11 protein-coding genes are annotated in these 12,451 nt (G+C 60.8%); 3 read left to right on the top strand and 8 right to left on the bottom strand.

All coding sequences use genetic code 11. The annotated features are described in order from the left end of the window. Positions 1-2: 2 nt before the first annotated feature. From ACNSOI_RS01190 to ACNSOI_RS01155, 8 genes are all read right to left on the bottom strand, one after another. Positions 3-662: an energy-coupling factor ABC transporter permease gene (locus tag ACNSOI_RS01190; protein ID WP_420194932.1), complete on the bottom strand. Its 660-nt coding sequence runs from the start codon at positions 660-662 to the stop codon at positions 3-5. An 87-nt stretch (positions 663-749) separates the two neighbouring features. Continuing rightward, complete coding sequence (locus ACNSOI_RS01185) at positions 750-2,471, bottom strand: SulP family inorganic anion transporter (RefSeq protein WP_420194931.1); 1,722 nt, start codon at positions 2,469-2,471, stop codon at positions 750-752. Between the two features lie 7 nt (positions 2,472-2,478). After that, positions 2,479-3,345 (bottom strand): MBL fold metallo-hydrolase, encoded by an 867-nt coding sequence (locus ACNSOI_RS01180; protein ID WP_354445099.1) that lies wholly within the window; start codon positions 3,343-3,345, stop codon positions 2,479-2,481. Between the two features lie 83 nt (positions 3,346-3,428). Then, positions 3,429-4,943, bottom strand: a complete 1,515-nt coding sequence (locus ACNSOI_RS01175) for a diguanylate cyclase (RefSeq protein ID WP_354445097.1) — start codon at positions 4,941-4,943, stop codon at positions 3,429-3,431. 79 nt (positions 4,944-5,022) lie between these two features. Beyond that, on the bottom strand, positions 5,023-5,634 hold the full coding sequence (locus ACNSOI_RS01170) for a tetratricopeptide repeat protein (protein WP_420195694.1): 612 nt from the start codon (positions 5,632-5,634) through the stop codon (positions 5,023-5,025). Between the two features lie 5 nt (positions 5,635-5,639). After that, positions 5,640-6,422, bottom strand: coding sequence for an SDR family oxidoreductase (locus tag ACNSOI_RS01165; RefSeq protein ID WP_354445093.1), 783 nt, complete (start codon positions 6,420-6,422; stop codon positions 5,640-5,642). Beyond that, a complete protein-coding gene (locus ACNSOI_RS01160; RefSeq protein WP_420194930.1) occupies positions 6,409-8,601 on the bottom strand; it encodes an AMP-binding protein in 2,193 nt (730 codons plus the stop codon). Before ACNSOI_RS01160 ends, ACNSOI_RS01165 begins: the two co-directional genes overlap by 14 nt. After that, a complete protein-coding gene (locus tag ACNSOI_RS01155; RefSeq protein ID WP_354445089.1) occupies positions 8,585-9,295 on the bottom strand; it encodes a thermostable hemolysin in 711 nt (236 codons plus the stop codon). Before ACNSOI_RS01155 ends, ACNSOI_RS01160 begins: the two co-directional genes overlap by 17 nt. Positions 9,296-9,522: 227 nt before the next feature. Between ACNSOI_RS01155 and ACNSOI_RS01150 the strand changes: the two genes are divergently transcribed. Genes ACNSOI_RS01150 through ACNSOI_RS01140 form a run of 3 tightly spaced genes read left to right on the top strand, consistent with a single transcriptional unit; the run spans position 9,523 to position 12,440 of the window. Further along, the gene (locus ACNSOI_RS01150; RefSeq protein ID WP_354445087.1) at positions 9,523-9,930 is read left to right on the top strand and encodes a GtrA family protein; all 408 of its coding nucleotides are present in this window, start codon (positions 9,523-9,525) and stop codon (positions 9,928-9,930) included. Beyond that, positions 9,902-10,909, top strand: a complete 1,008-nt coding sequence (locus ACNSOI_RS01145; protein WP_354445085.1) for a glycosyltransferase family 2 protein — start codon at positions 9,902-9,904, stop codon at positions 10,907-10,909. Before ACNSOI_RS01150 ends, ACNSOI_RS01145 begins: the two co-directional genes overlap by 29 nt. Next, on the top strand, positions 10,893-12,440 hold the full coding sequence (locus ACNSOI_RS01140; protein WP_354445083.1) for an ArnT family glycosyltransferase: 1,548 nt from the start codon (positions 10,893-10,895) through the stop codon (positions 12,438-12,440). The genes ACNSOI_RS01145 and ACNSOI_RS01140 overlap by 17 nt, the downstream gene beginning before the upstream one ends. Positions 12,441-12,451 lie beyond the last annotated feature (11 nt).

Below are 12,451 nucleotides of genomic sequence, written 5' to 3'. Positions count from 1 at the left end.
CGTTATCGGTATCGTCGTTGATCCAGGGTGCTGAGCCGGTCTGGGTGAAACACCATCAGGCCGGTCACAAAAACGCCGTTCACAAAGCCTTCCGGAATCATGAACAGTGGCAGGTAACGCAGGTATTCGTGCACCAGGGTCTCGAAGGTATAGACGCCGCTGGACCACAGCATCAGACACATCAGAACACCGGCTGCGGCCACCGACAGCCCGGCACCAAAAAAACCGCAAAAGAAGATGTAGGCAAAGAAGTTGCGGAAATCCCTGCGCCGCTCCCACAGCATGATGGCGTGGGTAACCAGTGCCGGCACCATCACCGTCACTAGGCCGTTAGCGGCAAACATCAGAAGAGGCTCACGGCCGGTGATGACGGTGATCACCAGGGCTAACAGGCCGCTGATAACGGCCAGTGCCCAGCCAAGCATAAGGGTGATCACAGTAATACCAAAGATATGAATAGCCAGCCCGGGCGAGATACCCGCCCGCAGCTGCCAGAGAAACCCGAGCGCCACCGCCGCACCGAACAGCGTATGCTGGGTAACGCTATCTTTGCGCAGTGCCTGCCAATCTACCGAGCGCAGGGCTGCCAGCAACACCAGTACAAAGACCACCGCGGTCAGCAGCCACTGGCTGGTCGAAAGCAGATTTTCGGTCATTCCCATCAAAGTCACCGGTTAGCAAGCCATCGGATGCGCGGGGCAGTGTTTACTGATACCCCCCGGCCGGTCAATGGGATCACATGACCCGGATCACTCCAGGGCGGTCCTCCCGGTCAGGGACTGCCAGGCCTCATAGGTACTCAGATAAACGTTACCCCCGAGATGCTGGATAAGTTCGGTACCCTTCAGCCGGTCCATGACCGGTCCTTTCACTTCCGACAGGTGCAAACGCACCCCGGCATCGGTCAGCCGCTCATTGATGGTTTCCAGGCTCTCCAGGGCTGATGCGTCCACCAGATTCACTGCGGGGCAGACCAGCACCAGATCAGTCAGCTCCGGTTCCCGGGTGACCAGATCCATCACTCGCTCCTCCAGGAAACGGGCGTTGGCAAAGTACAGACTTTCATCCACCCGCAAAAAGGTCACTTTCGGGCACAGTTCCACATCGTGGCGCAGGACGTTCCGGAAGTGTTCGGTGCCCGGGACCCGACCCACAACGGCGCTGTGTGGCCGGCTGGTGCGATACAGAAACAGGCCGATCGACAGGCCCACACCGGCAATAATACCTGCCTCGACGCTGTGGCCAAGGGTCAGCAGAATAGTGGCCAGCATGGCTCCGAAATCGGTACGGGAGTAGCGGAAGGTCCGGCCCAATGCCGGCAGGTCAATCAGCGTGGCGACCGCCACAATGATCGTCGCCGCCAGGGTCGCCTGGGGCAGCCAGGCGATGGCCGGGGTCAGAAACAACGTGGCCAGGGCAATGCCGACTGCCGTGTAAGCACCCGCTGCAGGCGTCTCTGCGCCGGCATCAAAGTTCACCACCGAACGGGAGAAGCCACCGGTCACCGGCATACCACCGGAGAGCCCCGAGCCCAGATTAGCCGTGCCCAGGCCGATCAGCTCCTGGTCCGGGTCGATACGCTGGCGCCGTTTCGCGGCCAGGGTCTGGCCCACAGACACCGACTCCACAAAACCCACCACGCTGATCAGCAGCGCACTGACGGCCAATTGGGACCAGATGGCCATATCCAGAGATGGCATGGTAAATGACGGCAATCCGGCCGGCACATCCCCCACCAGGCGCACACCTTTCTCGTCCAGATTCAGCCACCAGGCAACTAGCGCCGTGACCACCACCGCCAGGATCGGAGCCATTTTGGTAAAGATATCGGCAGTTTTGTTGGCGAGGCCAAGCCGAATCATCAAAAGTTTCAGATATTGGCGGGACCACAGCAGAAACGCCAGGGCACCGCCCCCCACCAGCAAGGTGGGCACATTGGTTTGCGGCAGGGAGGCCAGCAAAGAGCCGCCGATATCCAGCAGGTTATGGCCGGACGCCTGAATACCGAACACATGTTTGAGCTGACTGGCCGCGATCACGATGCCCGAAGCTGAGATGAAGCCTGAAATGACCGGATGGCTCAGGAAGTTCGCAAGGAAACCCAGCCGCAGGACGCCCATCACCGTCAGCATCAGGCCGGACATCACCGCAATCAGTACAGCACCGGCAATGTACTCCGGTGTTCCCATGTCCGCCAGCGGCGCCAGGGCCGCCGCCGTCATCAGCGAAACCACCGCCACCGGGCCCACCGACAGGGTACGGCTAGTGCCAAACACTGCATACACCACCAGCGGCAGAATACTGGCATACAGCCCGACCTGTGCCGGCAACCCCGCCAGCAAAGCGTAAGCCAGCGACTGGGGAATCAGCATGACGGTCACAATCACCGCCGCGACCAGATCGCTGGTCGCCTGATCACGGCTGTACTTTGGTGCCCATTGCAGAACAGGCAGGTATTGTTTGAGGTTCATGCCGGGCTCAGAACCGGTTAACCGGAACTTTCAGGTACACCTGCCCGTTATCCTCGGCCGGCGGCATGTGGCCCGCACGCATATTTACCTGCACCGAGGGCAGAATCAGCTTCGGCATCTCCAGGGTGGCATCCCGCTCGGTGCGCATTTTCACAAATTCCTCCTCAGAGATACCCTCGTGCACATGCACATTCGCCTCGCGCTGTTCCGCGACCGTGGTCAGGTAATGGTATTCATCACGCCCCGGCGCCTTGTAATCGTGGCAAAGGAAAATCCGGGTCTCGGCCGGCAACGACAGTACTTTCTGAATGGAGCGGTAAAGGGTGCGAGCATCGCCACCGGGAAAGTCACAGCGAGCGGTACCGTAGTCGGGCATGAACAGGGTGTCGCCAACAAAGGCGGCATCGCCAATCACATAGGTCAGGCAGGCGGGGGTGTGGCCCGGGGTGTGCAGAACCCGGCCCACCAGGTTGCCGATGGTGAAGGTGTCACCCTCTTCGAACAGCCGGCCAAACTGGCTGCCATCCCGGGCGAACTCGGCACCTGCATTGAACACTTTGCCAAAGATTTCCTGGACATCGACGATTTTCGCGCCGATACCGGTCCTTCCACCAAGCTTTTCGTGCAGGTAAGGCGCTGCCGACAGGTGGTCCGCATGCACGTGGGTTTCCATGATCCACTCGACGGTCAGGTTATTGTCCCGAACATACTGAATAATCTCGTCCGCCGAACGCACGTCTGTGCAGCCAGAGGCATAATCAAAATCCAGTACCGAGTCGAGAATGGCGCAGGCCTGGCTGTCAGGGTCACGCACCACGTAACTGAAGGTATTGGTGGGTTCGTCGAAGAAATGCTGAACAATGGGCTGTGTCATGAATTTCACCTCTGAGATCTGACGACACTCACTCTAGATATAAGGATATACTAAAACGATATATGAGGTGAAATGCTGTTTTATTATATGCGTGATAATCCCGATGCATCGACGAGGCAGTTCCGGCCACCCTGCTTGGCCTGGTAAAGGCGCTGATCTGCGAGGCCAATCAAGGCATGGGGGCTGACAGGTTCCTCTGTAAGCTCCGCCACACATGCAGAGCCGGCACTTACAGTGATCCCGAAAGTCTCGCCACCGATCACAAACTGCTCGGCCCTGACGGCCTGCATGATTCGCCCCACCAGAGGTTCAACATTCGAATCCGCCATTTCTGTGAACACCACGAGAAATTCCTCGCCACCATACCGGGACACCACATCGGTATTTCGCGTATTTGCCAGTAGCAGCTCGGCAAATCGCACCAACACCTGGTCCCCGGCCTGGTGCCCCAGATTGTCGTTAATCCGCTTGAAGTGATCGATGTCGAACATCGCCAGGCAAAACTGTTCACCATGGCGACTGCAGGTTGCCAGCACTTCATCGAGTCTCGGCATGAGGTAGCGGCGGTTATGAAGGCCGGTGAGAGGGTCCCGGATCGACTGGTTCAGCAGGTCTTCCTCCAGCCGGTTGCGCTCAAGAGCGCCGGACAGCAGGCCGGAGACGATGATCAGAAGATCTGCCATGTCCTCCCGCCAGGGCCGTTGCGACAACGAATCAACACCAAAAAAGCCCATGACCTGGCCACGTATCCAGATGGGCACACAGAACATGGAGCTGACGCCCTGAGCTTCCAGCAGGGCACGCTCATTGCTGGCTTCGGGCGGTAACCGACGGACATCTTCAATGAAAACTACCTGATTCTGGCTTTTCATCGAGTTGATCTTCGCCTGCCACCACTGGAAGTCCTCAATCGGCACGTTTTGCTGATCCGGCATCAGGGACACCACGCCCGGCGCGCACCACTCGTGGGTGTTGGTCATTGTCAGGTGATCTTGCGAAAACCGGTAGACGTAAGCCCGGTCAATGCCAAAGAAGTCTCCAATAGCCCGGAGTAACTCGTCTATGCACTCGTCGATCGAGCCAAATCCAAGCTGGATAAACTCCCCGGACAACCGGGCGATCAGCTTCTGGAAGCCTGCCTGGAACTGGAACTCCGCCTCACTGTCCCGCAGGGTCTGCTCCAAATCCTTGTAGTGCTGTATGTTGTGAAACTGGCCATACCAAAGCGTACTGCCATCGGGCTGACGTTCAGGTACCGAGTGGGCTTCAAACCATTGATAGCAGCCGTCAAGCATCCTCAGGCGAGCCCGGTAGCGCCAGGGCTCCAACGTCTGGGCCGAATACACGATGCTTTCCACCACGCCGGTCGAGTCGTCCGGGTGAATCACGGAGAATACCGCTCCGGCATCCTCATTAAGTCTTGCCGGTTCAACACCAAACAGGTCTCTAACCTGGTCGCTGACATAAGGATAACGGTGGGACTGCCCATCCGGGCTCAGCCAATAGGTAAACAGGACGCCGGGGACCCCTGACGCCAACTTCCGGAAGAAATGGGCAGGCATGCTTTCCGGCCGGCCTGCCCCGTCTTTGCTCGCCATGAACGGCCCTTCTCCCCAGCATTGCCACTCTTGCCTCCTGAAGAGTGTAGTTCAGCCCGACCGGCGCAGCGAGCTGCAATCACAGATTCTTCAGGCGGGCCCTTGCTTCTGCCCGCCGGCCTTCGTCAGCCACCTCACGGCCAGGCCTACCCCTTGCCGCCAGTACCTTCTCGAGGTAGACACGGGCGCGCTCGGGCTCACCCTGATCCAGCAGGAAATCGCCGAAAAAATAATTAGCATCGATGCCGTCGGGGTTAATAGCGAGCGACTTTTGCAGATACTTCCGCGCCTTGTCATCGTCGCCAAAACCCAGCGGCCATCCGGGCACCTGATAGTACAGGCTGCCAAGGGAGGTATAGGCTGAGCCCTCCAGGGCGACCGGATCGATTTCAAGAGCCGCCTCCAAAGACGCACGGGCATCTTTCACCAGCCTGAGAGCCCCTAACCCGCCCTTTGCGCCAGCCCAGGTACTGAGCACAATACCCTGCCAGATCAGTGGCTCGGCCCGGTCCGGATAGCGACTGACAAAGGCATCGGCTTCCTCCGCCAGCGTTTCGAATGCTTTTTCTTTTTCCTTATCCGGCATCTGGTACTGGATCTCCGCCCAGCGTTGCTGGATCTGCGACAGTTCGGTCTGCACATCCTGGGCCCATACGGGCATGGCCAGCACACCGGCCAACACCATAACCATCCACTTCATGACACTGCTCCCGAGTCCAGAAAGCGCCGGATTACCGGCAGTTGCTTGAGCATGGCTTTATCCACGATCTTCGGCAGGATGCCGTTGATCAACACGAACAGCTTTTCCGGCCAGCCCAGAAAACGCCGGCGCTCATCTTTTTCCATAGCCTGAAGAATCTGGGCCGCGACAGCTTCCGGCGCGTCCATGGCATTGCCCAGGGCACGATTCAGCTCGTTTACCGCCGCCGGGTTCATCGCCGTGGCGGTCGCCCTCGGTGCCACATAAACCACCTGCACCGGGGTGTCTGCCAGTTCCCGGCGCAGGGCTTCGCTAAAACCACGCAAGCCGAACTTGCTGGCGCAATAAGCGGTGTAACCGGGAAAACCGATACTGCCGAAGGTGGACCCTACAAACACCAGCGCACCCAGGCCGGTTTTCCTGAAACGAGGCGCAAAATGCCGAGCCACCAGCATGGCGGAACGCAGGTTGACCATGAGCTGCGCATCCAGGTCGCTAACCGCCATGGCTTCCAGGGCAGCAAACCGGTTCTGGCCCGCGCAGTGAATCACTCCGTCAATATCCGGATACACTTCGCTCAATTGTTGCAGTTGTTGATCCAGTTCAGGGCTGGCGAGCTCCAGGTGCACCGGTGAAACGCCCGCACGCTTTTCCAGCCGGTCCGGGTGCCGGGTCCCAACGATTACCCGGGCACCGCATTCTACCAGCGGCCCGATCAGAGCCTGGCCAATGCCACCCGTTCCGCCCAGCAGCAGGAAGGTACGGTCATGCAGCCTCATGACGTTGCTCCTTGCCACCGGTCGACAGCGGAATGCTGTGCAGCATGTCGCCATACAGGCGATACACCATGCGCGCCGCCTCGATGATCGCTCGTTGGTCATCCGGATCGGTGATGTCGTTCATCAGTTTACGGAAGAATTCGAAGTGGTCCTGATCCAGGGCACCGTGGGAGTACAGATAACTGAAGGCCTGGTCAGGCAGCCCCAACTGCTTCTGGATAGCTTCGCCCAGGGGAGTGGCCAGCTCGATCGACGTCCCTTCCAGCACCTGCACCATCCCGAAAAACGCCGCCGGGTTGCCACGCTGGATACGGTCGTACAGGTAGGCCACCATCAGCTCGATGGAGGTATCCGGCTGGCCATGGCGGATGGCCTCCTTGTCTTCACCACAGGCGTCCAGGTCATTCAGGATCCACTCGTGGTGGCCGTACTCCTCCTCGATGTACTCCACCAGTGCCTTGCGTACAAATTCCAGGCGCTCCGGCAGCCGTCCGCCACAGGACATCATCAGCGGTACCGTGTGCTTGACGTGGTGGTAGGCCTGGGTCAGGAACCAGGTGTAGCCTTCAATATCAAAGCGGCCCTCGCGGATCGCCTGAATCACCGGAGCACTGGTGACATGGGCGCGGGCCTGTTCGGTTTCAGATTGCAGTCGGTCAAAAAATGCCATATTGGGGTCTCCTGGCGTTGTCTGTCGGGTAGAAGTGCCCGCAGGCACTGATAGGTTCATAAACAAGGGAAAGGCTTCGGCCATGAGCATGGGCAGGTCTGCCTGTATCTGGTGCCGCACCGGTCGGCCGTTGGTGGTGATATGGCCTTCGGCCTGGCTAAAGGGGTGCCGGCGCAGGTACACGGCCTGCAGGCGGGCATAGTCGGGTAACCCGGCATTAAGCCTCACCAGAGCCTCACGCACCGCGTCCGGGCTCCGGCCATCCCGAATCACCAACAGGGCACTGGGCTGTGGCTCGCCGTCGCCAAACACCACCGCCTGGGCAGCGCCCACGGCCTGCACCAGCTCACTTTCCAGCCACTCCGGGCTGATATTGCGCCCGAAACTGGTAATCATCAGGTTCTTGGCCCGGCCGTTGACGGCAAGAAAGCCCTCGGCGTCCAGGGCGCCCAGATCACCGGTGTCCAGCCAGCCTTCGGCTTCGGGTTCGTCGCCCAGGTAACCGAGATGGGTGTTGCCCCGCACCAGAATCCGATGCTCACTGTCCACGCGCACCTGCACGTGGCCCAGCGGCTGGCCCACGGCGCCCTCGCGCTCGGCACCCGGCACATTCAACGCCACCACCGAACCACACTCAGACAAGCCATAGCCTTCATACAGGGGCAATCCCATGGCCCGGCCCCGGGCGAGCAGGTCGGGTGATACCCGGCCGCCACCAACGGCCAGAAAACGAAACGAATCCGTGGTTAGCAACCCCTGCTCGGCCGCAGCAACCAGTGCCATGGCCAGTTCCGGCACCAGGATCACCGAATGGGGCTGGTGCCGGTTCAGCCCGGCCGCCAGCCTGGACACATCCAGCCCGCTGCTTCCGGTCATGCCCAGGGTTTGCAAAGGCGCAATGGTCAACGTTGCGCCCATCAACAAGGGCAGGTAAACCCCGGCAACGTTCTCCAGCAGGGTTGCGAGCGGCAGAATACACAGGTGTTGTTGCAGTTCCACGCCATCCAGCCGCTGCTGCAACGCATCAGTGGTAGCGGCCATCTGCGCGGCCGACAGGCACACACCTTTCGGCGTGCCGGTGCTGCCGGAGGTAAAGGTAATCTTGGCGGTCTGCTCCGGCATCCACGCCGGTGCAGACGACACCGGCAGATGGCGAAGCCAGAGACCGTGCCCAATTGGCTCAGCCGGTCTCGCTTCAACGCTGAACACCAGTGCATCCAGGCCGGCGCGCTGGATCAGGTGATCAGCCTGGCTGCTTGAGAAGAACACCGGTACCGGCACACACACCACGCCCGCAATCAGGCAGGCGAGATCCGCCACCACCCAGGCCGGCGTATTGTCGCCACACAACCCGATACGGGTGAGGCCAAGATCCCGAAACTGGCCGGCAACGGCCACCGCCGACTGCCAGAGCTGTTGATAGTTAAGCTCGGTATCCTCACCACGCAGGGCCACCCGTTCCGGATGCCGTTGCACCCGTTCATGCAAGCGTTCAGGCAAGGCAACCATAGCTATCCCCCGCATCGGTCTGGCCCGTTGTTACGGGACTGGTAACGCGCTGCACCAGCTTGAGCAAGCCCGCCTCCCGCAGCGCCGACAAGCCATCGGACACGCGGACAGCCATCACCACCGGATGGTGGTCGTAGTATCTACCCCAACCCGCGCCGCCGTCGGGCAGGCGTGCAGGGTCGGCATCGGCCAGCACCTGCGTGGCGATGCCCAGCCGATGAAAGCTGTTCCGCAGCTGATCCGTGCCCGTGCACACCACCCAGTCATAGCCGGCACCATCAAGCCAGACCGACAACGAGGCAAACAGGTACCGGCTGACCCCCGCTTCGACCCCCGCCAGATGGGCAATTTCCGCGATCCGGTCGCGCCGGGTGCCGGGTGCCGGCATCAGCGCCTCCACCGGTTGCACCAGGTAATCTTCCAGGAACAGTTTTTCCTGGCTGGCATCACGGACACCCACGGCCGCCAGCAAGGTGCCCTGCGCCGTTGTCAAAGCCAGCAGGCGAGGGATGCGCAGAGATGGCTCGGCACCGTAAGCATGCTGAAAGCGCCGCCGGATGAAGTCGGCTACCGTCTGCGCCATCGCGGTGTCCGGCCGGATTTCACAAAACCAGCGGCCAGCACAGCGGGTAGCCGGAACCAACTCCCCGGAGTCCGGGGGACAACAGGTCGACATCATTAACGCATCAGTCATGGCAGCCCTCTCTTCGCTTGCTCTGTCTGCCCCCTCGGGGGCACTTGTTCACAGCTGACAGATTAGGAGCGCTGCCTTAAATGAGTCTTAAGCGAGCCCGGCAGAAACCTTAAGGGCGCCTTAAGGTTTCTGCCGCCTGCCGGTTAAGGCTCGCTTAAGAATGAGCGCGTAGATTGCGGGCAACCTCGGGGCTATCCCGACAACACCCGACACAGACGTACGTGCACATGCTCAATGCCCATCAATGGTTTCAACGCAGGCTGCCCCGTTTTCTTGTGGCCGGCGGAATCGCCACACTGCTGCACTGGCTGATCATGTGGCTGCTGGTTCAGGCGGGCCTTGCACCGGCGTTCTCAACGGCTGCCGGCGCCACGGCCGGACTCGCATTCAACTACCTGGCCCAGCACCAATACGCATTCGCCTCTGGCCTGCCACACCGGGTCGCCCTGCCACGGTATCTGGCCGCAGCCAACCTAGGCTGGGGCCTTAACCTTCTGTGTTTCTCTGTTCTCAGCCTGGCCGGTTTCAAGATCCTGGCTGCGCAGTTCTTTGCCACAGCAACGGCCACACTGGCCAATTTCTTCTTTGCCAAGAGGTTTGTTTTCCATGAAAAACCAACGCTCAAGCTCCCCTAAGCCGATGCTGAGCATCGTCATTCCGGTGCATAACGAAGCCGAGGTACTGCCCACTCTGCTGGCCCGTCTCTGGACCACCGGGCAGCAGCTCGACGGCAGCTTCGAGCTGCTGTTTATCGACGATGGTAGCCGTGACGACTCGGTCGCGATTCTGATGGCGGCCAGGCAGCGGCAGCCGGAAATCCGCGTGTTGCAGCTATCCCGTAACTTCGGAAAAGAGGCAGCGGTCTCGGCCGGCCTGGAGCACGCCCGCGGCGAGGCCGTGGTGCTTATGGATGCGGACCTTCAGGATCCCCCCGAACTGATTCACGACATGATTGCCGAATGGCGAAAAGGGGCGGATGTGGTGCTGATGAAACGCCGGTCCCGGGCCGGCGAAAGCTGGCTGAAGCGAACCACGGCAAGCCTGTTCTACCGCCTGATCAATCGCATCAGCGATTCGCCAATCCCGGTGGATACCGGCGATTTCCGGCTGATGAGCCGGCGCACGGTCGAGGCACTGAACCGGCTCCCGGAACGCAACCGCTACCTCAAGGGTATGTTTGCCTGGGTCGGCATGCCCACCGTAACCCTGGAATTCGATCGCGACCCCAGAATCGCAGGCACCACCAAGTGGAATTACCTGAAACTCATTCACCTGGCCATGGAGGGCATTACTTCCTTCTCCACCCGGCCACTGCGACTGGCCCTGGTGTTGGGTTTACTGGCCGCCGGCGCCGGAGGTGTTGTGGGGCTTTGGGAGGTCATCCGGGCGCTGGCCTTCGGCGTTTCGACACCGGGCTACGCCTCCCTGATCACCATGATCACCTTCCTGTCCGGCGTCCAGCTGCTGTGTGTCGGCTTGCTGGGGGAATACATCGGGCGCATCTATATGGAAACCAAGCAACGCCCGGTCTTTATCGTGGCGGAAGACAGCCAGGCAACCACGCCTTACGCACAACCCCTGCTGAGAGTGGCCGGCCATGACCAGAACCAGTAACACATTGCTCTGGCTGCTGGTGTCGGTGCTTGCCGCCCGGCTCGGCTTGTCTGCCCTGTTGCCGTTCGCAGACACCACAGAACCCCGCTACGCGGAGATGGCGCGAATCATGGCGGAAACGGGTGACTGGATAACCCCGTGGTTTGATTATGGCGTGCCTTTCTGGGGCAAGCCGCCGCTGTCATTCTGGACCCAGGCACTGTCGTTCAAGCTGTTCGGTGTCAGCGAGTTCGCCGGCCGCCTGCCCTCGTGGCTGGCCAATGTCGGCATCGTCTGGCTGGTGTACAGTCTGCGGCGCTACCTGCATCCCGACCCGCTCGGCAACGACGCCAGGACCTCCGGGCTCTGGGCGGCGCTGATCTACGCCACCACCGCACTGGGCTTTCTGAGCGCCGGGACGGTGATGACCGATTCGTTCCTGGCCTTGGGCACCAGCCTTACTCTGGTGAGCCTGGTCATTCGCCTGCAGGGTGGCCCGCCGGCCTGGCGCTGGCTGTTCTTCATCGGCCTGGCTGTTGGCCTGCTGGCCAAGGGCCCGCTGATCCTGGTGTTGACCGGTTTGCCGGTGTTCCTCTGGGCACTCGCCTTCAACCGCTGGCAGACCCTCTGGCACAGCCTGCCCTGGGTTCGCGGCCTGGCCCTGACCCTGCTGATTTCGGCCCCCTGGTATGTTCTGGCGGAACTGAAGACCCCCGGTTTCCTGGATTACTTCATTATCGGCGAGCACATCAAGCGCTTTGTGGTCAGCGGCTGGCAGGGTGATCTGTACGGCAGCGCCCACGATTTCCCCCGGGGCTCTATCTGGCTCTACCTGGTACTTGCCAGCATGCCCTGGGGGGTTGCGGCGCTGGCCGGCCTTCTGCGCAACCACTGGCGCGGAGCCGCCAAACTGCAGCATTGGCACGGCGGCGAACAGCACGCCAGCACTCTGGTCTTACTGGCTGCGCTGGCACCGGCCCTGTTCTTTACCCTGGCAGGCAACATACTCTGGACCTATGTACTGCCGGGACTACCCTTTGTAGCAGCGCTCGCCTCCGGATTACTGACACCGGACACCGGCCGGCGCATTACACGCACCGCCGTGGCGGCCACCCTGCTCATCCCCGTACTGGGCACCCTGGGCGGCGGCTGGGTGAGCCTGCATCCGGAGCAACTGAAAACCGAACGGGAGCTGGTAACGGCCGCAACCCAACTTACCGGGAGCCCCTTGACCCGGCTTGTGTACACTGGCGAACCTCCGTTTTCCGCGCGGTTTTACAGCGATGGCCGGGTCGATGGCATTGACGTGGACACCCTCAGCCGCCAGCTTGCGAGCGGCACTCTGCCCCGGCCTGTGGCTGTGGCCGTGGCTAAGGGCCAGCATGACTTGCTTGGCCAATTGGAGCAGGTAGCCGACCCGGTCGACCAGAACCGCCGGTACTTTCTGTTCTTCCTCAAACCCGAACATATTAATGCCGCACTGCGGGCCCGTTCCGACGGCAAATCGCCAGCTTTCAATTACACTGAACAGCACGAGCAACCTTTGAGTTGAAACACGACCGG

The sequence above is a fragment of the Marinobacter sp. GH_1 genome, from assembly GCF_048595985.1.
Taxonomy (GTDB): domain Bacteria; phylum Pseudomonadota; class Gammaproteobacteria; order Pseudomonadales; family Oleiphilaceae; genus Marinobacter; species Marinobacter shengliensis.
This window is presented reverse-complemented; position numbering and strand designations above follow the sequence as displayed.